General features: G+C 68.5%; 15 protein-coding genes. 5 read left to right on the top strand and 10 right to left on the bottom strand.

Features of this window, described 5'->3' with window-relative positions; translation table 11 throughout:
• Positions 1–59 precede the first annotated feature (59 nt).
• The 4 genes from BSE24067_RS01125 to BSE24067_RS01110 form a co-directional block, all read right to left on the bottom strand.
• A complete protein-coding gene (locus BSE24067_RS01125; RefSeq protein ID WP_151065926.1) occupies positions 60–326 on the bottom strand; it encodes a YodC family protein in 267 nt (88 codons plus the stop codon).
• Positions 327–658: 332 nt separating this feature from the next.
• Entirely contained in the window at positions 659–1,519 is an 861-nt protein-coding gene (locus BSE24067_RS01120; protein WP_151065925.1) for an isocitrate lyase/PEP mutase family protein, read from the bottom strand.
• Between the two features lie 248 nt (positions 1,520–1,767).
• Complete coding sequence (locus tag BSE24067_RS01115; protein WP_151065924.1) at positions 1,768–2,628, bottom strand: MurR/RpiR family transcriptional regulator; 861 nt, start codon at positions 2,626–2,628, stop codon at positions 1,768–1,770.
• 63 nt (positions 2,629–2,691) lie between these two features.
• A complete protein-coding gene (locus BSE24067_RS01110) occupies positions 2,692–3,045 on the bottom strand; it encodes a NirD/YgiW/YdeI family stress tolerance protein (RefSeq protein ID WP_151065923.1) in 354 nt (117 codons plus the stop codon).
• A 225-nt stretch (positions 3,046–3,270) separates the two neighbouring features.
• On the opposite strand from BSE24067_RS01110, the gene BSE24067_RS01105 reads away from it, so the two are divergent.
• The 3 genes from BSE24067_RS01105 to BSE24067_RS01095 all read left to right on the top strand — a co-directional run bounded on the left by BSE24067_RS01105 (position 3,271) and on the right by BSE24067_RS01095 (position 6,362).
• On the top strand, positions 3,271–3,933 hold the full coding sequence (locus tag BSE24067_RS01105; protein WP_151065922.1) for a response regulator: 663 nt from the start codon (positions 3,271–3,273) through the stop codon (positions 3,931–3,933).
• Positions 3,930–5,306, top strand: coding sequence for an ATP-binding protein (locus BSE24067_RS01100; RefSeq protein WP_151065921.1), 1,377 nt, complete (start codon positions 3,930–3,932; stop codon positions 5,304–5,306). The genes BSE24067_RS01105 and BSE24067_RS01100 overlap by 4 nt, the downstream gene beginning before the upstream one ends.
• A gap of 855 nt (positions 5,307–6,161) precedes the next feature.
• Entirely contained in the window at positions 6,162–6,362 is a 201-nt protein-coding gene (locus tag BSE24067_RS01095) for a DUF805 domain-containing protein (RefSeq protein ID WP_040140558.1), read from the top strand.
• Between the two features lie 319 nt (positions 6,363–6,681).
• Here the strand turns inward: BSE24067_RS01095 and blaPEN-bcc are convergent, their stop codons facing one another.
• Positions 6,682–7,575 carry a PEN family class A beta-lactamase, Bcc-type gene (gene blaPEN-bcc / locus BSE24067_RS01090; RefSeq protein WP_151065920.1) on the bottom strand — a complete coding sequence of 298 codons (894 nt, stop codon included), beginning with the start codon at positions 7,573–7,575 and terminating at the stop codon, positions 6,682–6,684.
• Positions 7,576–7,690: 115 nt separating this feature from the next.
• On the opposite strand from blaPEN-bcc, the gene penR reads away from it, so the two are divergent.
• Positions 7,691–8,581, top strand: coding sequence for a beta-lactamase transcriptional regulator PenR (penR, locus tag BSE24067_RS01085; RefSeq protein WP_151065919.1), 891 nt, complete (start codon positions 7,691–7,693; stop codon positions 8,579–8,581).
• A 495-nt stretch (positions 8,582–9,076) separates the two neighbouring features.
• On the opposite strand, the gene BSE24067_RS01080 is transcribed toward penR, so the two are convergent.
• The 4 genes from BSE24067_RS01080 to mreB all read right to left on the bottom strand — a co-directional run bounded on the left by BSE24067_RS01080 (position 9,077) and on the right by mreB (position 19,358).
• Positions 9,077–9,328: a hypothetical protein gene (locus BSE24067_RS01080; RefSeq protein ID WP_009694579.1), complete on the bottom strand. Its 252-nt coding sequence runs from the start codon at positions 9,326–9,328 to the stop codon at positions 9,077–9,079.
• A gap of 114 nt (positions 9,329–9,442) precedes the next feature.
• Positions 9,443–11,668, bottom strand: coding sequence for an amylo-alpha-1,6-glucosidase (locus BSE24067_RS01075; RefSeq protein ID WP_151065918.1), 2,226 nt, complete (start codon positions 11,666–11,668; stop codon positions 9,443–9,445).
• Positions 11,669–11,830: 162 nt separating this feature from the next.
• Positions 11,831–17,440 (bottom strand): autotransporter domain-containing protein, encoded by a 5,610-nt coding sequence (locus BSE24067_RS01070; RefSeq protein ID WP_151065917.1) that lies wholly within the window; start codon positions 17,438–17,440, stop codon positions 11,831–11,833.
• An 883-nt stretch (positions 17,441–18,323) separates the two neighbouring features.
• Entirely contained in the window at positions 18,324–19,358 is a 1,035-nt protein-coding gene (gene mreB, locus BSE24067_RS01065; RefSeq protein ID WP_151065916.1) for a rod shape-determining protein, read from the bottom strand.
• Between the two features lie 270 nt (positions 19,359–19,628).
• On the opposite strand from mreB, the gene BSE24067_RS01060 reads away from it, so the two are divergent.
• Positions 19,629–22,052 (top strand): patatin-like phospholipase family protein, encoded by a 2,424-nt coding sequence (locus tag BSE24067_RS01060; protein ID WP_174904670.1) that lies wholly within the window; start codon positions 19,629–19,631, stop codon positions 22,050–22,052.
• A 6-nt stretch (positions 22,053–22,058) separates the two neighbouring features.
• Here BSE24067_RS01060 and BSE24067_RS01055 read toward each other — a convergent pair whose 3' ends face one another.
• Entirely contained in the window at positions 22,059–23,189 is a 1,131-nt protein-coding gene (locus BSE24067_RS01055; RefSeq protein WP_151067006.1) for an ATP-binding protein, read from the bottom strand.
• Positions 23,190–23,198: the final 9 nt, after the last annotated feature.

Raw genomic sequence — 23,198 nt, 5'->3', positions numbered from 1 at the left:
GTCGCGTTGCGCCTGCCGCGCCGCGGCAACGTGTGCGCGTGGCGCGGCGCGCGGGCGCTTCAGGCGGCAGAACGGTAACGGTGCGCCAGCATGCGGATGCGGGCGCGGCCGGCGGAAATCGCGCGCGGTTCCAGCGCCACCGTGTCGTGATGAAACATTTCCTGCCGGAAATGGCCGCTGTCGTCGAACCACTGGCAAATCAGCCAGTCGGCATCGTCGAACACGACGGGCCCGGCATAGGTGACGGTCATGCGCGGCCCACCGGTTTTCAGCGTCACGACATCGCCGACGCGAAAGCCGCTGCGTTGATTTTCTCGGATTTTCATCGCTCTCTCGGTTTTATATATATATTCATTTTCCGGCGGCCCGCTCGCCGGCCATTCGGATATACCGCAGATTACCAATCCGAAAATTGGCCGGCAACTCCCGGAAACCAAAAACACATCGAGCGGAAAATCGCAACAATACGCGGCATCGGTACACGTACAGTGCGATTAGGGCCAGAACCGGCGCGGCCGGCACGCCGGTTCGAGGCCGCCAGCCGAATGCGGAGAATAAACGATGTATTTCGCGCCGTCAGTGCACTTTAAATCGACCACGGTTTTGGTTGATTACCGTCAATCGATTTTCGGCTGGAAACGCTTCCATTTAGCGGCACTTATCTCGCGAACTCCACGGGCGAATTGTCCGGCGCAGAAAACCAGCGATCGAGGTCGCGCCCCGGCACCGCCCCTTGCGCGAACGTGAACGTGCCGTCGCGCGCCATCTCCGTCGCGGCGCGCAGGAACGCGCCGAGCGCGGTCCGCGCCAGCGCGCCGCCGACGCTGACGCGCTTCACGCCGAGCGCCGCGAGCGCATCGACGCTCAGCAGCCCGCCCTGCAGCCCCATCACGACGTTGACCGGCGCAACGACCGCGCGCGTGACGGCCGCGATGTCGTCGGGATCGGTCAGGCCCGGCGCATACAGCACGTCGGCGCCCGCGTCGCGATACGCGACCAGCCGCGCGATCGTATCGGCAAGGTCGCGGCGGCCGTGCAGGTAGTTCTCGCAGCGCGCGGTCAGCGTGAACGGAAACGGCAGCGCGCGCGCCGCATCGACCGCCGCCGCGATGCGCTCGACCGCCGCGTCGTGCGGATAGATCGGCGCGTCCGCGCGGCCGGTCGCGTCTTCGATCGAGCCGCCGACCGCGCCCGCGCCGGCCGCGAGACGAATCGTCTCGGCGACCGTGGCGGGCGCGTCGCCGAAGCCGTTCTCGAGATCGGCGCTGACAGGCAGGCTGCCGGCCGCGACGATCTCGGCGATGTGGGCAAGCATCTCGTCACGGCCGATCGCGTTGTCGGGCCGCCCTCTCGAGTAAGCAAAGCCGGCGCTCGTGGTGGCCAGCGCGTCGAAGCCCGCCATCGCGAGCAATCGGGCGGACCCGGCATCCCACGGGTTCGGGATGATGAATGCGCCGGGGCGCACGTGCAGCGCGCGGAACGCTTCGGCTTGGCGGAATTGCAGGTCGGATTCGGTCATCGTCGTCTCCTCGGTCTGGAGACGCCAGCATACGCGCGCGCGATTCCGCGACGGTTCGGGGCGCAGCGAAATGTCGATGTCGCGGCACGTCGCCGTTGCGGCCGCTCGCGCGCGCGGCCGGCTTTCGTCGAAGCGGACGAACGGCACCGCAATCTGCTTGCGAACGTCCGCGTCGCAATCGAACGTCACTGGTTGCGCCGCGTCGAGCGGGAAACCGGCAACGACGAGCATTCAAGCCGCACGCGCGGCTATACGACGTACGCGCCCTTCGCATGCAACTCGGCTTCCGTGCGCTCGAGCGCCGCGATCGCATCGCCGCCTTCGAGCGCGAGCAGCTGCGCGACCAGCGCCTCGGCCATCGCGTGCGCGGCGACCAGCGACGGAAAGAACGACGGGCTGTCGTGCGTGAAGATCAGCTGCGCGTCGGCATGCAGCGCGATCGGCGACACCGCGCTGTCGGTGATCGCGACGATCTTGCTGCCCTGCGCTTTCGCCGCCTGCGCGACGCGCGTCGCTTCCGCGGAATACGGCGCGAAGCTGATGATCACTGTCACGCTCTGCTTCGCGATCGCGCGCAACTCCATCTCGAGCGATCCGGCGACGCCGTTGAGCAGCGACACGGTCGGACGGAACAACCGGTAGCCGTACACGAAACCGAACGCGACCGGATAGCACGACCGGAATCCCGCGACGTGCACGTGCGACGCCTTGCGGATCAGCTTCGCGGCGTCGCCCAGCGTGTGCTCGTTCTGCGCGGCGGTCGCGGCGAGATTGTGTTGTTGCGCGGCCAGCAGATCGTGTGCGAGCGACGCCTTCGCGTCGGGGCGCACCAGCGAACGCGCACGCTGCGTGAGCGGCTCGGGGCGCGTGCGCACGCGCGCGACGCACAGATCGCGCAGCTCGTTCCAGCCGGGGAAACCGAATTGCTGCGCGAGCCGCACGAGCGACGCCGGTTGAACCTGCGCGCGCTGCGCGACCTTGCGCATCGACGACGTGGCGACCTCGTCGGGATGATCAAGCAGAAATGCAGCGCCCGCCTGGAATTGCGGACTCAGTTCGGAAAATTGCGCCCGGATCCGGGACGCGAGTTCATCGAAATTGGCAGCCATCTTGGTGAGAACGGGAACCGGTCGCCCATGGTATCACCGGCCTCGCCCGCACCGGTGCGCCGGTCAGCGCAGGACTTCGACGCGATCGGCATCGACCTTCACGCGGCCCGACCATTTGCGCTCGAACTCGCCGGTCAGCTTCACTTCGTTCTTGTCGCTGACAGGCTGGCCGGCAGCCCACAGCTTGTCGTCGATCTCGACGCGGATCGTGCCGGTCGCATCGGCGAACTCGTAATCCTCGCCGCCGACGTGCTTGACGATGCGTCCTTGCAATTGCACGTGCTGGTCGTCCTTGCCGTTCGCGAGGAGTTCCTTCACCGTGGTGGTCGTCAGCGCGGACGGCCCCGTGTACTGCGCATGAACGGCCGCGGGCAGCGCGGCAAGTGCGATCGTCAGGATTCCGGCCAGGTGTTTCATGATGGTGTTCCTCATCGTCGATTGGGGCCGCGCCCCGTCTAGCGCGACGGGCCAAGATTACGGACCGTAAGATTAAGCAAACCTGAAGGGCATGCCGAGGCGACACGAAGCCGCATGGGACCAGTCCGAAAGTACGGCCGGCCGACCGCTTTAAGCTCCGCCTAAGCGACACGCGCATATCATGGAAACCCCGGGGCACCCGCCCCCATGAAGAGACACGAATCCATGCGCGTACTGCTCGTCGAGGACGATCCGCTGATCGGCAGCGGGCTCGAACAGGGCCTCAGACAGGAAGGCTTCGCGGTCGACTGGGTGAAGGACGGCGACGCCGCGTCGCTCGCGCTGCGCTCGACCGGCTACGGGCTGCTGCTGCTCGACCTCGGGCTGCCGAATCGCGACGGGCTGTCGGTGCTCGCGTCGCTGCGCCGCCGCGACGAAACCCTGCCCGCGATCATCATCACCGCGCGCGACGGCGTGCCCGATCGGATCGCCGGCCTCGACAGCGGCGCCGACGACTACCTCGTGAAGCCGTTCGTGCTGGAAGAGCTGCTCGCACGCATCCGCGCGGTCAATCGCCGTCATGCGGGGCGTGCGCAAACCACGCTCGCGATCGGCCCGCTGCGGCTCGATCCGGTCAAGCACCAGGTGTGGCTCAACGACGACGAAGTCACGCTGTCGCCGAAGGAGTTCGTGCTGCTGCACGAACTGATGCGCGACCCCGGCGCGGTGATCTCGCGCGAACAGTTCGAGGAACGGCTGTACAGCTGGGGCGAGGAAATCGAAAGCAACGCGGTGCAGGTGCATATCCACAACCTGCGCAAGAAACTCGGTCACGACATGATCCGCACGGTGCGCGGCGTCGGCTACCGGATCGGTGACGGCGCATGACGGGCCTGCAGCACGCGATCGCGCGCTGGCGCAGCGCGTCGCTGCGGCGGCGCCTGCTGACGTGGCTGCTGCCCGCCGCGTGCGTGATCGGGCTGGTCGCGAGCGCGGGCACCTACTGGGGCGCGCTGCGCGAGCTCGACGATCTGCTCGACGACCAGATGCGCAGCATGTCGAAGCAGATCGTCGTCGGCCCGAACGGCGAGCTGTCGTTCCGCGATAACCGCGACGGCAAGCACGGCTTCGAGGCCGGCGACCCCGATGCCGTGCTGCTGCAGGTGTGGCGCAACGGCACGCTCGTGTATTCGACCGATCGCGAATCGGCGTTGCCGCCGCCCGCGCAATCCGGCATCGCGACTATCGACGTCGGCGGCCAGCCGTGGCGGACCTACGTGACGCAGCGCGGCGGCACGACGATTCGCATCGCGCAGGCGCGCCATGCGCGCTGGGAAGCCATCGCCGGCATCGCGGTGCACCTGCTGTGGCCGGTATTCTCGATGCTGCCCGTGCTCGCGATCGGGCTGTGGTTCGGCATCGGCGCAGGGCTGCGGCCATTGCACACGATCGCATCCGGCCTCAAGCGCAGGAATGCGAACAATCTCGAGCCGGTGGACGTCGCATCGATGCCGAACGAGGTGCGCCCGCTCGCCGAAGCGATCAACGATTTGCTCGCGCGGCTCGACCGGTCGTTCACGCTGCAGCGTCACTTCATCGCCGATGCCGCGCACGAGCTGCGCACGCCGATCATGGGGCTGTCGATCCAGTCGCAATTGCTGCGGCGCGCGTCGACGCCCGACGAACGCGAGCAGATCCTCGCGCAGATCCACGCGGGCACGACGCGCCTCGGCCACCTCGCCGAACAGCTGCTGACGCTCGCGCGTCTCGAACCCGATGCGCAGGCATCCGTGTCGGCGTCCGCACCCGTCGATCTCGCGGCGCTGTGCCGCTCGGTGGTCGCCGACCGCACGCGCGTCGCGGATGCGCACCGGGTCGATCTCGGCGCGATCGTGTCGTCGCCGGTGATGGCCACCGGCAACATCGACACGTTGCGCGTACTGCTGAACAACCTCGTCGACAACGCGATCCGCTATGCGGGAGAAGGTGCACGCGTCGACGTCTCCGCGCGCGTCGACGGCGCGACGCCCGTGCTCGAAGTCGCCGACGACGGCCCCGGCATCCCGGAAGGCGAGCGCACGAACGTGTGGGAGCGCTTCTATCGCGGCGAAGGCGCGCAGGCCGCCACGTCGTCCGGAAGCGGGCTCGGGTTGTCGATCGTCAAGCGCATCGCCGACCAGCATCGCGCGACGGTCGCGCTCGGCACGACGCAGGGCGGACGCGGGCTGACCGTCACGGTGCGCTTTCCCGTGCCGGCCTGACGCACGCCGGATGGCCGCCTTTTCCACAGATTGTGTTGGCAAGCTTGTGGACAACCGTCCGCTAACGCTGGCAAGCCGTTGATCCGAAAGGATTTGGCGGTCGTGCGCGGCGAATGTGCCCGTTCCGTGCGCGACACGCGCTCGCATCGCCCGATGCGTATCCAATCGACACGCCGCGTTTCGCGCGCCTTCACGGATCCCGAGCGCGTCGCGAAACGTTCGGCGTCTCCGTCGTTCAACATCGCAAGCCTCGCACTTGTTCGGAAAGCTCACGCTGCCGGGCATTTGTACCGCATACGCCCACGCACGAGCCGGCGCGGCGCACCGCTCGAACGTTGTGCACCGCGCCCACCGCCACGCGGACTTCTCCACAGAAAATGTTGGCAAGCTTGTGGATATCCTGCGCACCGACACGCTAAGCCCTTGATCCGACGGACTTTGGCACGCGTGATGCAGACACGGCGCCGCTCGGGCCGTCATATGCGTCGCGTCGCCTCACTTCGCGTCACGATGCCACGTCGCTGGCTGCCGACGCGCCGCGGGCCCGCGCCGGGAGCGTCGTGCCGGTTACCCACAGATTTTGTTGGCAAGCTTGTGGATATCCTGAGCAAGCATCGTCTAACCCGTTGATCGGACAACGATTCATTCGTCGCGTCGCCGTTTCGGCATCGCGCTGTCCGCACGCATGCGCGAACGACCGATCCGGCGCAACGGCGGCGCCTTGACGCCGGCCCGCGCGACGGGTCACGATCGCACGAGCCGCGGGCGCGCTCGCATTGGCGCGCTCGATGCGACGGCCACGCGGACGGACCGTTGCGCCCGCATCGGGCCATGCACATCACTCCGAGGAAGACCATGGAACACTTCACCGCAGCGCAGTTGCTCGTGTCGCTCGTGCTCGTCGCGATCGTCGTCTATCCGTATGTCCGCATCGTTCGGCGTACCGGACATTCGGGCTGGTGGATCCTGACGATGTTCGTCCCGGTCCTGAACTTCATCATGTTGTGGGTGTTCGCGTTCGCGCGCTGGCCCGCGCTCGACGATCGGCAGCGCTGACCATCGGGCGAGCGAACCCGCGCGCTTGTCCACAGTTTTTGTTGGCAAGCATGTGGATAGCCTGCGCACAGCGCGATCAAGCGCTTGATCCGAAAGGATTTGTCCCCGCTGCTTCGAACCGGGCACGCGCATCTGCAGCGCGCGCTCGCTGCGCTTGTCCACAATTTTTGTTGGCAACGATGTGGATATCCTGAGTATCCGTAACCTAAGTCGTTGATCGCACAACGTTTCGACGTGCCGATCACGGCCGCGGCACGGCGTGCATCCGGCGCTTCAGCCAGCCATCGATGCGTCGATGAACACACGCCGCGCCGCACGCTCAAGCGAACGTTGCGACGGCGATCCGCGCGGCGGCCGCGATCACGTCGTCCTTTGCCTTCGCGTCGGGCCGCGCCTGCGTGTAGTACACGGCGAGCACGATCGGCGCGCGCGACGGCGGCCAGATCACGCCCGCGTCGTTCGTCGTCCCGTAGTCGCCGGTGCCCGTCTTGTCGGCCACCTGCGAGCCGGCCGGCACACCCGCGCGAATCCGCTTGTCTCCGACCTTGTTGCCGCGCAGCCACGCGACGAGCTGCGCGCGCTGCGCGGGTGGCAGCGCGTCGCCGAGGGTGAGCACGCGCAGGCTGGCAGCCATCGCGGCGGGCGTCGTCGTGTCGCGCACGTCGCCCGGTAGCGCGGTATTCAGTTCGGTCTCCCAGCGATCGAGCCGGAACGCGTCGTCGCCGATCGAGCGCGCGTACGCGGTCACCGCCGGCGGTCCGCCGATCAGTTTCATCGCGAGGTTCGCGGCCGAGTTGTCGCTGTACTGGATCGCCGCCTCGCACAACTGCGCGACGGTCATTCCGGTGCCCACGTGTCTGGCCGACACCGGCGAATAGTCGACGAGATCGGCCTGCCCGTACGTGACGCGCTGCTGCAGCAGCCCCGGCCGCTCGACGCTCTGCGCGAGCACCGCCGCGCTCAGCATCGCCTTGAACGTGCTGCAGAACGGGAAGCGCTCGTCCGCGCGATGCAGCGCGCGCCGGCCGCTCGCGGTGTCGATCGCGCACACGCCGAGCCGGCCTCCGGCCGCGCGCTCGAGCGCGGCAAACGACGCCGCGGACGCAACGTCGTGCGCCGCGGCCGGCGGCGATGCGCATGCGGTGACGGTCAGGACGAGCGGCGCCGTCGCGGCGGCCAGCAACAGGGTTCGGCGTTGCGATGAATGAGTCATGTCGTGTCTCTCTGGTGGAATGGATGCAAGGCGGCCGGCCGGCGAGACAGCACTATCGTGACTTTACGGTTGTCTGACAAGCAACGATAATTGAGCGCTGACAAAAGAAATTCTTATGAGCAAGCTCCGCCCTCATCTTCCGCTGAATGCGTTGCGCGCGTTCGAATCGTCGGCGCGCCACCTGAACTTCACGCGCGCCGGGCTCGAGCTCAGCGTCACGCAGGCGGCCGTCAGCCAGCAGGTGCGTTCGCTGGAGGAACGCCTCGGCTGCGCGCTGTTTACGCGGCTGCCGCGCGGCCTCGGGCTCACCGACGAAGGGCGCGCGCTGCTGCCGGTCCTGAGCGATGCGTTCAGCCGGATCGAAACCGTGCTCAAGCAGTTCGAGGGCGGGCGCTTCCACGAGGTGCTGACGCTCGGCGCGGTCGGCACGTTTGCCATAGGCTGGCTAATGCCACGGCTGAAGCGCTTCGGCGACACGCACCCGTTCGTCGAGCTGCGGTTGCGGACCAACAACAACGTCGTCGATCTCGCGGCCGAGGGGCTGGATTTCGCGATCCGCTTCGGCGAAGGCAACTGGCCGGCGACGCGCAACGAGCGTCTGCTCGATGCGCCGCTCACCGCGTTGTGCGCGCCGGAGATCGCGCGGCGTCTCGCGCAGCCGGCCGATCTCGCGAACGAAACGCTGTTGCGCTCGTACCGCGCCGACGAATGGCTCGCCTGGTTCGACGCCGCGCAGCTCGAACCGTGGACGGTCAACGGCCCCGTGTTCGATTCGTCGCGGCTGATGGTCGAGGCCGCGATGCAGGGTGCGGGCGTCGCGCTCGCGCCGGCGTGCATGTTCGCGCGCGAATTGCAGCTCGGCCAGCTCGCGCGGCCGCTCGACATCGACGTGCACGGCGGCGCCTACTGGCTCACGTCGCTGAAGTCGAAGCCGCTCACGCCCGCGATGACGCTGTTTCGCGACTGGATCGTCGCGGAAGCGGCCGACGCGGCGCCCGCCGAATGACGGGGCCGTGCTTGTCCACAGATTGTGTTGGCAACGATGTGGATATCCTGGGTACCCAGGGTCTAACTCGTTGATCGCGCACGAATTATCGTGCCGATGCACGCAGCGGGCAGCCGGTGTGCACGCATCCGGCCGAGCCCGTTCCCGAGCGCCGAATACGCAACCATCGAGAAGCAATCACGTCAGACTTATCCACAGATTTTGTTGGCAAGCCTGTGGATATTCCATCAATGTGACGTGTAACACGCTGATACAAAAGGGGATTTGGTAGATCGGCGTCGGCAGGTCAACGATGCGGCACCGATTGACGGCGTTGCCGCCCACCGCGCACGGCGGCTTCGCGGGCGGCCGGTTCTCCACAGATTTTGTTGGCAAGCATGTGGATATCCTGCGCACCAGATTGCCAAGTCGTTGATCGCACGGGCTTTTGTGCGCACCGCGCGGAATCGGGCAGCGCCAGCGCGCGCCTTGCGGCAGCGCCGGCCAAGCTGCTCGTCAGTGCCGCTCGAGGCCGCCGCGCAATTCGCTCGCCTTGTCGCGCAGCGCCTCGTAGCCCGAGCGCGCATGTTCGGGCAGGTCGGGATCGCCGATCAGCGCGCCGAGCGTTTCGATCAGGCTGAACAGGATGCCCTTCGCCGCGCCAACCGCGATGCTCTGCGATTCGATCGACTTGTGCAGGTGGTCGACCGCCGCTTCGAGATTCTCGAGCTTGTGCTCGCCGTCGTCGGGCCGGTTGTCGGTCGTCATCGTAGGTGCCTCCGCCATCGTTCGAGGGGTCATGTCACGATTCTATGCCGCCGTGCGCGGACGTGGCGCGACATCGCGCAACCTCCGCGCAACCGCATGCCGATGCCCGCTGCGTCACAGCACGGCAACGACCTTCACGCGCCCCGGCTGCTCCGCCGCCGCGACCACCTGGCCGTCGACGCGCCGGAACGTCAGCGTGACGGTATCGTCGCCGACCCGCAGATCGTCGATGCGCAGCCAGTCGACGCCTTCCGGCAGCGCCGGGCGCTCGACGCGCACTTCGTGGTACGCCGCGTCGATGCTCACGCCGAGACACGCCTGCAGCATCATGAACGGCGCGCCGGCCGCCCACGCCTGCGGCAGGCATGCGACCGGATACGCGGTCGGCGGCTCGCCGCGCCGGCGCGGGAACCCGCAGAACAGTTCCGGCAGCCGCATCTCGAAGCTGACCGCCGCTTCGAACAGCGCGCGCAGCAGGTTCACCGCGGCCGTCTTGTCGCCGTAGCGCGCGAGCCCGCGCGCGATCAGCGCGTTGTCGTGCGGCCATACCGAACCGTTGTGATACGCCATCGGGTTGAAGCGCGGCTGGCCGGCCGCGAGCGTGCGCACACCCCAGCCAGTCTGGAACAGCGTCGAGCCGAGCACGCCGGCGACCGCCGCGCCGCGCTCCGCGTCGGGCAGCCCGAATGCGAGCAGATGGCCGGCATTCGACGCCAGCACGCGGCACAGATCGCCGTGGCCGTCGAGCGCGATCCCGTAGAACTGCCCGTCCGGCATCCAGAACAGCGCTTCGACCTGGTCGCGCAGCGTCCTCGCGCGCAGCGCGTAACGCGCCGCATCGGCGGGATGGCCGCGCCGCTGCGAGCACATCGCCATCGCCTCGAGCGCCGCGCACGCGTACGCCTGCACTTCGACGAGCGCGATCGGCCCGTCCGGGAAACGGCCGTCCGCGTGGAACACCGAATCGTGGCTGTCCTTCCAGCCCTGGTTCGCGAGGCCGCGCTCCGACGTGCGCTGGTAATCGAGCAGCCCGTACGGATTGCGGTCGCACTTGTCGGTCACCCATTGCGCGGCGCGCTCGAGCGCGGGCCACAGCTCGTCCATCAGCGCATCGTCGCCGGTGTGTTCGACGTATGCGCCGGCCAGCACGATGAACAGCGGGGTCGTATCGACGCCGCCGTAATACAGCGCGAACGGCACCTCGCCCGTCGCGGCCATCTCGCTGCGGCGGAACTCGTGCATGATCTTGCCGGGCTCCGCATCGCGGAACGCGGACGTCTCGCGCGCCTGGTGCGTCGCGAGAAAGCGCAGCACGCCGCGCGCGAGCGACGGTTGCAGCCACAGCATCTGCAGCGACGTGATGATCGCGTCGCGGCCGAACGGCGTCGAGAACCATGGAATGCCCGCATACGGATACGGGCCGGTGTCGAGCTGCGTCGTGAGCAGCCCGAGGTCCGCGAGCGAGCGGTCGAGCCACGCGTCGAACAGCGGATTGCCGGTATGCACGCGCGCCATCGACTCGCGCCGCGAACGCATCTCGCGATGCACGCCGACGAGCGCGGTGCGCAGCGCGACGCGGCCGCACCCCGGCCGTTCGCCGTCGTGCGCGTCGCCGAGCGTCGCGTCGACGGTCAGATAGATCGACACGCAGGCCTGCGCGGCGATCGTCAACGTGTAGTCCGCGCGATCGACCGACAGCGCGTCGGGCGCCGGCGAAAAGTGGATCGTCACGTTGCGCTCGACCTTGTCGAGGCCGTCGTAGCGCAGCCGCACCGCGCCCGCGTCGACGCGCGGCGCAACGACCGTGCCGCGTTTCGGCCGCTGCGTGCCGCGCACTTCGAACATGTCCTTGAAATCCGCCGCGAACGACAGCGACAGCGGCACTTCGGCCTCGCTCGCGCCGTAGTTCGTCAGCGTCAGCGCTTCGTACAGCACGTCGCCCGCGAGCACGCGCATCCGTTCGATGTGGATCACGCCCTCGGGCGTCTCGTGACCGCCGAGCGGCGGCAGCGGGCGGTTCGTCAGATGCGCGGTGAACGACGCGTTGTCGGCGCTCGTCGCGCCCGACAGCAGCGACGGCGCACGGCCGCCGAAGGTCAGACGCCAGGTCGACAGCACACGCATGTCGTCGACGAACAGGCCGTCGTCATGGCCGCCGATGTCGCCGAGCGCGTCGCTGACCACGAACGCGTCGCCGGACTTCAGCACGTACTGGTTGTTGCGCGCGAGCGCCTGCGGATCGGCTTCGGGCGCGATGAATGCGGGGCCCGACGCTTGAACGGGGGGAACAGGCGCGACCTGCGGCGCCTGCGTCGTAGTGGCTTCGGCGTGATTCGGCATCGATCCTCCTGTGTCGAGGCGCGACGCGCGGCGCGCGTCGCGTGTTTCGCACAGGATAGGTCAGAACCGCGAACGTGCGCAGCGACGCAGCGATGCCTCGCGACGGACAGGCGTCGCGGGGCATCGGAAGGCGCGCGGGCGCCGCCGCCGGTCATGCGCCGGTCAGAACTTCCACAGGATGTTGCCGAGCACCGCGTTGTCGCGCACGCCGCTGCCGTACTGGCCGCTGAACGTGAGGCCGAGCGTCAGCCGTTTCGTGACGTTCGCGTCGATGCCCGCCTCGAGCACCGCGCTGTCGCGGGCAATCGGCACGCCCGACACCTGGAACGACGTGCCGCCGTTCGCGAACGTGAATGCCGACGACGGCCGCACGTTGCCGAACGCATGCCGCCAGCCGACCGTCCCGCGCGCGGTGAACGTGCTGCTCGCGATCGCGCCGAGCTGCGATGCGGCGCGCAGCCCGAGCGTCGAGAAGCCGACGTGGGTCGTCTGGCCGCCGGCCCGCAGCGCGGCCGCACCGCCGCTTTCCGTATAGCCGTCGGTATGCAGGTTCACATAGGCGAGGCCGGCGAACGGTTCGAGCGCGACCGGCCCGACCGGCATCGCGTAGCCGACTTCGCCGAACACCTGCGCCGAATGTGCGTTGTAGCCGGCCGAATCGTGATCGGAGAAGCCGGCGAAGCCCGGATAGCGGTCGCTGTTGATTCGGTACCACGTGTACGACGCACCGCCGCGCACGCCGAGCGGGCCGTACTGCGCGCCGCCGTACAGCGACAGGTAGTAGCTGTTGACCGACGCCGACGCGCTCTGGTCGTTGTCGAGCGAGCTGTGCGTGACGCCCGCCGCGAGACCGCCGCGCCAGTTGTCGTTGAACGCCATGTCGGCACCGGCGATGAAGCCCGTCATGCTGCGGTTGAGCGTCGACGCGTTGCCGTCGCCGGCAAGCCGGCTGCGGCCGCCGAACGCCTGCCCCCACACCACGGGCTGGTAAGGCGAGCCGCCGTAGCAGCCTTCGCGTGAACCGATGCGGCGTTCCGGCGGCAGCGCCCGATCGGTCGTGCCGGCCGTGTTGTCGCCGCACAGCGCGGCGCCGCCCGACGACAGCGCGGCGAGCGGCCCCGACCCGGGCGCGAGCCCCTGGCGCACGCGATCGGTCACCGCATCGCGCACGTAGCGGCTGTCGAGCAGCAGCATGCTCTTCAGGCTCGCCTGCAGTTCGCCGTCGAGCAGCCCGTAGGCGCGGCGTGCAGTGGCCGCGTCGGTCGTCAGCACGGTGTCGTACAGCCGGTTGCCCGCGCCGAGCGCCCCGATCGCGGTCGCGACCGCGCGCTGGTTCGGCGTCGTCGCGACATCGGGCAGCGACGTGCCATTTGCGACCAGTTGCAGATACACGTGGTTCGGATCGTAGCTGAGCGTCGGCATCAGGAACGCGTAGTTCGACGTCACCTGGCTGAACGTGCCCTGCACGCCGGCCGATGCGCTGACGATCGTGTACGTCGTGGTCGGCTGGTAGCTGGCCTGGTTCGCGAGCACCTGGACGGCGCCGCCGTTCAGCGTGGCCGTGCCGCCCGCCGCGATGCTTCCGCTCTGCTGCGGCGTGACGGCGACCTGCAGCGTCGAACCCGGCTGGAACGTGACGTTGCCGGCCACGTGCAGCGCCGCGCCCGGCTGCGCCGCAGCGGCGAACGCGCCGCCCTGGACCACGAGGCCGCCGACCGTACCGGTGCCCGTCAGCGTCGCGCCGCTCTGCACGGTCACGGCCGACTGGCCGAGCGAACCGTCGACCGCGAGCGTGCCCGCGGCGACGGTGGTCGGTCCGCTCAGCGCATTGATGCCCGTCAGCGTCAGTTGTCCGCTGCCCGCCTGCGTCAGCGAGCCCGTACCCGACAACACGTTGGCCAGCGTCACGTTGCCCGACTGGTTGAAGACGAGCGCACCGTTGTCGACGATGTCGCCGACAACGCTGCCCGACGTGCCGCCGTTGCCGAGCTGCAGCGTGCCGCCCGACGCGATCGTGGTGCCGCCCGTATACGTGTTGCTGCCGGTCAGCGTCTGCGTGCCGCTGCCCGCGACGGTCAGGCCGCCCGTGCCGCCGATGACGCCGCCGAACGTGCCGCTGGCGGTTCCGCCCACCGTCAGCGCGTTGGCGCCGAGGCTCACGTTGCTGCCGCTCACGCCCGACAGCGCACCGAACGTCTGCGCGCCCGACGCGCCGCTCAGGTCGAGCGTCGCCCCGGTGCCGCTGAGATTGACCGTGCCGGTCGACGCGAGGCTGCCGCCGGCGCCGATCGCCAGCGTGCCCGCGTCGATCGTCGTGCCGCCCGTGTACGTGTTCGCGCCCGTCAGCGTCGTGGTCGTCGCGCCGTGCTTCACGAGCGCACCCGCGCCGGAAATCGCGCCGCTCAGGCCGAGTGCATTGCTGCCGCCGAGCGTGAGCGTCGCGCCCGTGCCGAGATCGATCGCATTCGCGACCGACAGCGCCGCATTCGTATCGAGCGTCGCCGCGCCGCCGACGCTCAGCGCGCCCGTACCGAGTGCCGCCGCATTGCCGAGCACCACTGCACCGCTCGTCAGCGTCGTGCCGCCCGAATAGGTGTTCGCACTGTTCAGCGTCTGCGTGCCGGTGCCCGCGAGCGTCACGCTGCCCGTGCCGCCGATGACGCCGCCGAACGTGCCACTGGCGGTTCCGCCCAACGTCAGCGCGTTGGCGCCGAGGCTCACGTTGCTGCCGCTCACGCCCGACAGCGCACCGAACGTCTGCGCGCCCGACGCGCCGCTCAGGTCGAGCGTCGCACCAGCGCTCGCGAGGTTCATCGTGCCCGTCGATGCGAGGCTGCCGCCCGCGCCGATCGCCAGCGTGCCCGCGTTGATCGTCGTGCCGCCCGTGTACGTGTTCGCGCCCGTCAGCGTCGTGGTCGCGGCACCGTTCTTCACGAGCGCACCCGCCCCGGAAATCGCACCGCTCAGGCCGAGCGCATTGCTGCCGCCGAGCGTGAGCGTCGCGCCCGCGCCGAGATCGATCGCATTCGCGACCGACAGCGCCGCATTCGTATCGAGCGTCGCCGCGCCACCGGCGGTCAGCGCGCCCGTGCCGAGCGCCGCGGCGTTGCCGAGCATCAACGTTCCGCCGTTGAGGGCCGTGCCGCCCGAATACGTGCTCGCGCCGTTCAGCGTCTGCGTACCGGTACCCGCCAGCGTCAGGCTGCCCGTGCCGCCGATCGCGCCGCCGAACGTGCCGCTGGCCGTCCCGCCCAGCGTCAGCGCGTGCGCGCCGAGATTCACGTTCGTGCCGCTCACGCCGTCGAGCGCACCGATCGTTTGCGTGCCCGACGCACCGCTCAGATCGAGCGTCGCGCCGGCATTCGCGAGATTCACCGCGCCGGTCGCGGCAAGACTGCCGCCCGCGCCGATCGCCAGCGTGCCCGCGTTGATCGTCGTGCCACCCGTGTACGTGTTCGCGCCGGCCAGCGTCGTGGTCGCGGCACCGTCCTTCACCAACGCGCCCGCGCCGGAGATCGCACCGGTGAGTGCGAGCGCGTTGCTGCCGCCGACGGTGAGCGCCGTGCCCGCGCCGAGATCGATCGCGTTACCGACCGTCAGGTTCGTGCTCGCATCGAGCGTCGCCGCGCCGCCGACCGTCAACGCACCCGTGCCGAGTGCCGCGGCGTTGCCGAGCACGAGGCTGCCCGCGTTCAGCGTCGTGCCGCCCGCGAAACTGTTCGCGCCGCTCAACGTCAGCGCCGCCGCGCCGTCCTTCACGAGCCCGCCGCCGCCGGAGACCGTGCCGCCCAGCCCGAGATCCGTGCTGCCGCCAACGGTGAGCGTCGTGCCGGTGGCGATGTTGACGGCGTTCGCGAGCGACACGTTCGCGGTCGCGTCGAGCGTCGACGAGCCGTTGACGTTGACCGCGCCAGAGCCGAGCGACGCGTTGCCGCCGACGACGAGATTGCCGCCGTTCAGGTTCGTGCCGCCCGTATAGACGTTGGTGCCGGTCAGCGATTGCGTGCCGGTGCCGGACAGCGTCACGCTGCCCGAGCCGCCGATCGTGCCGGCGTAGGTCGCATTGACGGCGCCGCCGAGCGTCAATGAATTCGCGCCGAGGTTCACGCTCGTGCCGGCCGCGCCCGCCAGCGCGCCGATCGTGCGGGCGCCCGATGCACCGCTCAGGTCGAATGTCGCGCCCGCGCCGGCCAGGTTCACCGTACCGCCCGCGGACAGGCTGCCCGCGCCGCTCAGCGCGAGCGTGCCGCTGTTGATGGTCGTGTCGCCCGTGTACGTGTTCACGCCGCTCAGCGTCGTCGTTGCCGCGCCGTTCTTCACGAGGCCGCCGGTGCCGTTGATCGCGCCGGACAGCCCGAGATTGTTGCTGCCACCGAGGGTCAGCGTCGCGCCGGTGGCGAGATTGACCGCGTTGTCGAGCGTCACGTTCGTGCTCGTGTCGAGCGTCGCCGCCGCATTGACGTTCAGCGCGCCCACGCCGAGCGCCGAATTGTTGCCGACCACCAGCCCGCCGCCGTTCAGGTTCGTGCCGCCCGCATAGCTGTTCGCGCCCGACAGCGTCAGCGTGCCGCCGTCGTTCTTCGTCAGCGCGCCGCCGCCCGACACCGTGCCCGACAGCGTGAGCCCGGTTGCGCCCTGCACCGTCAGGCCGCCCGCGCCGAGCGTCACATTGGCGGACACGTCGAGCCCGGCCGTACCCGCCTGCAGCGCGCCGCCGCCACCGGTGATGGTGCCCGTGCCGAGCGACGCGTTGTCGTTGATGATCGCGACGCCGCCCGACAGCGTCGCGTTCTGCGCGGTCGACGCGCCGTTGATCGTCCAGGCGCCGCCGATGACGTCGAGATGATTGAAGTTGATGTAGTTGTTGACCGCGATCGTGCCGTTCGCAGCGGCGCCCTGCGTCAGGTTGAGCGTATTGTCGCCGCCCGCGCCGCCGTCGACGACGCCGGTCGCGGCAACACCGAGCGTAAACGGACCGACCGTGATGTTGAACGCGCCGCCGGTGCCGCCCGCCGTGTTGACCGACGAGCCCGTCACCGCATTGAACGTGTTCGTGCTGCCCGCGCCCATCGACACGCCGCCGTTGATCGTGCCCGAGTTGGTAAACGTATTGCCCTGTCCAGGCGTGCCGCTCGAGCCGAGCGATACGCGGCCGGTAATCGTCCCGCTGTTGGACATGTTCACCTGGCCGCCGCCGTATGCGGCGACCACCGGCGCGTCGGCGCCGGTGAGCGTTGCTCCGACCAGCGGGGTGGAGCCGATCGAGCCGGTGTTGGTGATGGTCGACACGCCGCCCGTGCCGTTCTGGACCGATAGCGCCATGCCCGTCACGCCGCTGATCGCGACGCCGGTCGAGCCGTTCATCGTGCCGTTGTTGATGACGGTCGTGGTACTCGCCGCCGCATTGCCGACCACCGTGCCGCTCGACAGCACGCCGAGCCCCGAGCCGAGCGCGGAAGGATCGATCGTGCCGTTGTTCGTCAGCGTGACGTTGTTGCCGGTCAGCGACATCGCGGTGCCGCCGACGCCGAGCAGCACGCCGACGCTCGCGCCCGGATTGACGGTGGCGTTCAGGTTGTTGGCACTGTTCGAGTAGCTCGGCGCCAGCGGGTTCGCGACGCCCGAACAGGTGACCGTCGTGCCTGCGGTGCTGCAGGTCGCATACGCGGGAACGATGCCGGCGCCGGACAGCGCCAGGAAGACACCGGTCGGCAACAGGAGTCTCGGCAACGCGTCCCCGCTCTTCGTCGAAGTCGAATGCGCAATGTTCATGCTTCCCCTCTGCGTCAACATGGCTGTTGAATCGGGTCGGCGACGGCGATAAATCGGGGGCGCAAGCGTGCCCTCCGGCGGTCGCGGCACGACGTCGGTTTATTCGCGGATGAACTTCCGGTTAATCCATTTTTCGTTTGCGAATGCAAACTAGCCGGATGACATGATGGTGGCCCCTTGTTTTTATGCAGCGACTTTCTGTTGATTTGATTACTGCCCCTGCTTTTGATCAGACAAGGCTATATCAAAAATACAGGGTTTTCCAGTCGATGTTTGGCAAGCGGAACAAGATGAATGAAATGCGTACTTTCTACTTGCACCTGTCCGCAAGCGACGCGGGTCTCCCGCCTTTCGGTGCGATCCGGCCGAATCGGGCTAAATCCGCCGGTGCGCCTGGCAATCCGTAAAACACGGAGATTCGATATCGAGCCGGCGACGTTTTTTTGCGCCGCAATACAGGAGGCGGATTGATGACGATGAAAACAATCGGGAACCATTTCAGCCAGTGAATTGGAAAACCGGAATATTCAACATTCCGCCACATATTTTCAATCTGGAAAATATGAAACCGGCACACGGGCGGGTCAAATGCAGGCCGCCACTCAATTCGATTCCCGGTCGACACGCCGTGTGACGAAAACACACTCTGGAAATAGCGCGGCGGCCGCCACGATATCGGCGCGCAGCGGGATTCCGCCATGAACGAAGCGCATGGGTGCGCTTACGCCGGCACTTGCGTCCGGCGTGCGGCGTGATCGCGTAACGGAAAACCGCGCGGGTGCGCGGCAGGGACGTCCGCCGGCTCGATGCCGACGCGCTCGAACGCGACGTGCGCCCGCGCGAATACTGTCACTCAATGCGGCCGGGCATGCCGGGCCTGGACTCAGTCCGCCGAACGCGTCGCGAGCCGCCCCATCGCCTCGCCGGCGCCGCGCACCGCGCAGGTGGCGGGCTCGTCGGCGACGCGCGCGCTCAGCCCCGTTTCGTCGCGCAGCAGCCGTTCGAGGTCCGCGAGCAGCGCGCCGCCGCCCGTCAGCATCACGCCGCGATCGGCGATATCGGTCACGAGTTCGGCCGGCGCGTTTTCGAGCACCGACTTCACCGCGCCGATCACCTGCTTGAGCGGCGCGGCCAGCGCGTCCGCCACGTCGTGGTTCGACAGCTCGATCGAGCGCGGCAGGCCGTCCTCGACGCCGCGTCCGATCGCGCGCGTCGACGTGCGCGGCACGGCGCTGGTGGCCGAGCCGATCGTCTTCTTCACGCGCTCGGCCGTCTGTTCGCCGAGCAGCACGCCGTACAGGTTGCGCACGTGGTTGACGATCGCCGCGTCGAACTGGTTGCCGCCGACGCGGATCGCCTCGCGGTAGACGATGCCGCCGAGCGCGATCACCGCGACTTCGGTCGTGCCGCCGCCGATATCGATCACCATCGAGCCGACCGGCTCCGTCACCGGCAAGCCTGCGCCGAGCCCGGCGGCGAGCGCCTCGTCGATCAGTTCGACGTCCGATACGCCGGCCGCGAACGCGGCGTCGCGCAGCGCGCGGCGCTCGACCGCCGTCGCGTCCGACGGCACGCACAGCGTGACCTCGACGCGGCGGCCGAAGCGCGAGCGCGTGCGCGACATGTCGATGAAGCGGCGGATCATCTGCTCGGCGGCGTGCGCATCGGCGATCACGCCGTGCCGCATCGGCCGCACGGACTCCAGATGCCCCGGCTCGCGGCCGAGCAGCGCCTTCGCGAGTTCGCCGACCGCCTCGAGCGTCGGCCGCGCGTCGGATGCGCCGGCCTTGCGAAAGCAGACGACCGACGGCTCGTTCAGCACCACGCCGCGCTCGTGCGTGTAAATCCGCGTACTCGCCGTTCCAGGGTCGATCGCAACGGGTTGCGCAAACAACTTTCCGAACAGCGGTGTCGACATATCAAGCCTTTTTTGACAAACGAGCCGAAACGGCCAGGCCGCATCCCAGGGACGCGCCTTCGCCGCCCCATCACGGGCTTTAGCGGCAAATCGTTCCGATACTTTAGGCAATTCTGATGATTTTTTCGCGACGAATTGACCGAACATGCGTTTTCGCCGGTTCGCGGCTGCGCATCGGCCGCTCGCGTTGCGCTTGTAAAACACGGTAATCTCTCGGTCTTGCCTGCTCCCGGCAGGCGTCCGATGCCCGATCACGCCAGGTATTCCACCATGACAGCGCCCGCTTCTCTTCGCTGGCCGGGGGTGCGCCAGCTCGGCGCAACGCTCGTTGCGCTCTGGTGCTGCACCGTCGCCGCGCAGCCCTTGCCGGCCGCCGACACCGCCAACCGCACCGCCACCGCGGCCACGGCCGCCGCTGCGGCCCCGACTGCCGCGGCGCCCGCCACAGCCGCCTCGGCCGCACCCACGTGCATCGCCGACGGCGGCCCCGCGGGCCGGCCGTCGATCGGCCTCGTGCTGTCCGGCGGCGGCGCCCGCGGATACGCGCATCTCGGCGTGCTGAAGGTGCTCGAGGAGAACCGCATCCCGATCGACTGCATCGCGGGCACGAGCATGGGCGCCGTGGTCGGCGGCCTGTATGCGAGCGGAATGGCCGCCGACGAGATGCAAAAGCGCCTGTCCGAAGTGAATCTGGCCGACATCGCGTTCGACGTGACCGACCGCGCGGACCTGCCGCAAAGCAGCCGCGAGGACGAGCGCTCGTACATCAGCGGGCTGACGCTCGGCTTCGGCAAGAAAGGCGTGAAGGCGCCGGTCGGCCTCGTGCAGGGCAACCGGCTGCAGGCGCTGCTCGCGAACTGGACGGCTGCCGTGCCGACCAACCAGCCGTTCGACCAGTTGCCGATCCCGTATCGCGCGGTCGCGACCGACCTGCAGACCGGCCAGATGGTCGTGCTGGACCGCGGCTCGCTGCCGCTCGCGATCCGCGCGAGCATGGCGATGCCCGGCCTGTTCGCGCCGGCCGAGATCAACGGCCGTGCACTCGTCGACGGCGGCCTCGTGAGCAACCTGCCCGTCGACACCGCGCGCCAGATGGGTGCGAAGGTCGTGATCGCCGTCGACATCGGCTCGCCGCTGCGTCCGCTCGACGCGCTCGCGTCGCCGGCCGACGTGATGCAGCAGATGGTCGGCATCCTGATCCGCCAGAACGTGACGTCGCAGCGCAAGCAGCTTGCCGCGCAGGACGTGCTGCTGACGCCCGACCTCGGCTCGCTCGCGTTCACCGATTTCCAGAACGCGAAGCAGGCGATCGCCGCCGGCGAGGCGGCCGCGACCGCGGCGCTGCCGCGCCTTCGCCACTTCGCGCTCACGCCGGAACAGTACGCGGCTTACCGGTCAGCGCATGCGCAGCCGCTGCCGCCGCCGATCCGCATCACGCGGATCGAGATCAAGACGACCGGCGGCGTGCCGAAGCGTGTCGTCAGCAACGCGCTGCACGTGAAACCGGGCGACATCTACGATCCGGCGACCGTCAGCGAGGATCTGCTCACGCTGACGACCGGCGGCAATTTCGAGAGCGTGACGCAGCAGATCGTGAGCCACGGCGACGACAACGTGCTCGAGATCGACGCGCGGGAAAAATACTGGGGGCCGAATTTCCTGCTGTTCGGCGTCGGGATGTCGAGCAGCTCGACCGACGAGGGCGGCTTCCGCCTGCACGTCGGCTACCGGCGGCCGTGGCTCACCGAGTCGGGGCTCGAGTTCCGCGCGGATACGACGATCGGCAGCGACTTGCAGTCGGCGCGCGTCGAATTGCGCCAGCCGTTCGCGTCGATTTACGGCTTCTACATCGCGCCGTACGCCGAGTACCAGCGCCGCTACGCGAACCTGTACGACAACAGCGGCGACGTGAAGCTGAACCAGTATCTGATGCAGACGACGCGCGCGGGGCTCGACTTCGGCTTGCCGATCGGGCGCCTCGGCGACTTCCGGATCGGTATCGGCTACGCGACCGGGCACGGCTCGCCGAACTACAACCTGCCGTTCTCGAGCGACGACGGCAGCACGTCGACGCTGCTGTGGCCGAGCTTCTCGTCGCAGGCGCTGACCGCGCGAGCGCGGCTCGTCATCGATCAGCTCGACGACCCGATGTTCCCGCGCCGCGGCTACTACACCGAATTCCGCGTCGAACGCTCGCTGTTGTCGCACAACAGCCAGTCGGCGCAGCAATTCGCCGACGCGATCTCCAATACGCCGTTCACCGACATCTACGGCAAGGCGATGATCGCGCAGCAGTTCGGCCGGCACAGCGTCAGCGCGACGATCGAGGGCGGCAAGAGCATCGGCGGCACCAATCTGATCAACGCATTCAACTTCACGCTCGGCGGCTTCCAGCACCTCGCCGCGTATGCGGCCGACCAGCTGAACGGCAACGAGCTCGCGTACGGCAACGTGACTTACATGAACCAGCTGATGACGTTCAACGCGTCGCCGGTCAAGGCGCTGTCGATCGGCGCGAGCGCGGAAGTCGGCAACGTGTGGTCGAGCGGCCAGAAAATCGGCGGCGGCGCGCTCAAGCAGAGCTATACGTTCTTCACGAGCCTGTCGACCGCGTTCGGGCCGGTGTACATGGGTGTCGCGCTCGCGCCGGGCGGCCGGCGCAACGTCTATCTGCAGCTCGGCCGCACATACTGACGGCGTTCAGATCGGCCAGCTGATCTCGAAGCGCGCGCCGCCGAGCTCCACCGGATCGACGACCGCGATCCGGCCGTTGTGCGCGTGCAGCACCTGCCGCGTGATCGCGAGGCCGAGCCCGTAGCCGCCGGTGCGGCGGTCGAGCCGCACGAACGCATCGAAGATCCGTTCGCGTTCGCTCTCCGGCACGCCGGGGCCGTCGTCCTCGACGAAGATCGCGATGTTGCCGTGCTCGATCGCGATCCCGACGACGATCCGCGACGCCGCATATTTGCTCGCATTGCGCAGCAGGTTGCGCATCGCGTACGACATCAGCCGCCGATCCATCTTCACGCGCAGGTCCGACGCGATCGCGATGCGCGATTCGATCGCGCGCTCCGGATACAGCAGCTGCGCGTCGCTGATCTGGTGCTCGAACCACGCGACCGGCGCCGTCAGCTCGAGGTTCGACTGCAGCGAGCTGTATTCGAGCCGTGCGTACGTGAGGCTCATGTCGATCAGTTCCTCGAGCTCGGTCACGTCCTGCGCGATGCTCTCCAGCGCGCCGTGGTATTCGGCCGCGGAGCCCGGCTCGCGCAGCATCTCGAGCGCGAAGCGCACGCGTGCGAGCGGCGTGCGCAATTCGTGCGAGATTCCGTTCGTCAGGTCGCGCTGCGCGGCGATCAGCCGCTCCATGCGCATCGCGAGCGCATTCAGCGTGCGCGCGAGCGGGCCGATGATCACGCTGTGCGACTCCCGCGCGCGCGTGTTGAAGCGCCCGCCGGTGAAGTCGATTGCGCGCTCGCGCACCATCACGAGATCCGACCAGACCGGCCGCATCCATCGGTATGCGGCGAGCGCCGGCGCGGTGAACACGAATGCGAGCACGATCCAGATGTCGCCCGGCAGCGCGTCGAACGCGTGCCACACGACTTCCGGCGACAACACGACGCACAATGCGAGCGCCGGCACCAGCGCGGTCAGCAGCACGAGGCCGAGCAGGTGCAGGTAAGTGCGCACGTACAGGCGCGACCAGCTCGGAATGCGGTCGGCGCGCGTGTCCGTCCATGCGCGGCGGAAATGCAGCCAGCGCCATTTGACGTAGCGCAGCGTCGACAGCGGCGGCGCATCGGGATGCGAACGGGTGCGTCGGATCATCGCGGCTTC

The organism is Burkholderia latens (assembly GCF_902499045.1).
GTDB lineage: Bacteria > Pseudomonadota > Gammaproteobacteria > Burkholderiales > Burkholderiaceae > Burkholderia > Burkholderia latens.
Note: the sequence above shows the minus strand (reverse complement) of the source record. Positions and strands in the feature narration are given on the sequence as shown.

Coding starts and splice junctions, on each gene's coding strand:
- BSE24067_RS01125 (WP_151065926.1), bottom strand. CDS start 326: ATGAAAATCCGAGAAAATCAACGCAGCGGCTTTCGCGTCGGCGATGTC.
- BSE24067_RS01120 (WP_151065925.1), bottom strand. CDS start 1,519: ATGACCGAATCCGACCTGCAATTCCGCCAAGCCGAAGCGTTCCGCGCG.
- BSE24067_RS01115 (WP_151065924.1), bottom strand. CDS start 2,628: ATGGCTGCCAATTTCGATGAACTCGCGTCCCGGATCCGGGCGCAATTT.
- BSE24067_RS01110 (WP_151065923.1), bottom strand. CDS start 3,045: ATGAAACACCTGGCCGGAATCCTGACGATCGCACTTGCCGCGCTGCCC.
- BSE24067_RS01105 (WP_151065922.1), top strand. CDS start 3,271: ATGCGCGTACTGCTCGTCGAGGACGATCCGCTGATCGGCAGCGGGCTC.
- BSE24067_RS01100 (WP_151065921.1), top strand. CDS start 3,930: ATGACGGGCCTGCAGCACGCGATCGCGCGCTGGCGCAGCGCGTCGCTG.
- BSE24067_RS01095 (WP_040140558.1), top strand. CDS start 6,162: ATGGAACACTTCACCGCAGCGCAGTTGCTCGTGTCGCTCGTGCTCGTC.
- blaPEN-bcc (WP_151065920.1), bottom strand. CDS start 7,575: ATGACTCATTCATCGCAACGCCGAACCCTGTTGCTGGCCGCCGCGACG.
- penR (WP_151065919.1), top strand. CDS start 7,691: ATGAGCAAGCTCCGCCCTCATCTTCCGCTGAATGCGTTGCGCGCGTTC.
- BSE24067_RS01080 (WP_009694579.1), bottom strand. CDS start 9,328: ATGACGACCGACAACCGGCCCGACGACGGCGAGCACAAGCTCGAGAAT.
- BSE24067_RS01075 (WP_151065918.1), bottom strand. CDS start 11,668: ATGCCGAATCACGCCGAAGCCACTACGACGCAGGCGCCGCAGGTCGCG.
- BSE24067_RS01070 (WP_151065917.1), bottom strand. CDS start 17,440: ATGAACATTGCGCATTCGACTTCGACGAAGAGCGGGGACGCGTTGCCG.
- mreB (WP_151065916.1), bottom strand. CDS start 19,358: ATGTCGACACCGCTGTTCGGAAAGTTGTTTGCGCAACCCGTTGCGATC.
- BSE24067_RS01060 (WP_174904670.1), top strand. CDS start 19,629: ATGACAGCGCCCGCTTCTCTTCGCTGGCCGGGGGTGCGCCAGCTCGGC.
- BSE24067_RS01055 (WP_151067006.1), bottom strand. CDS start 23,189: ATGATCCGACGCACCCGTTCGCATCCCGATGCGCCGCCGCTGTCGACG.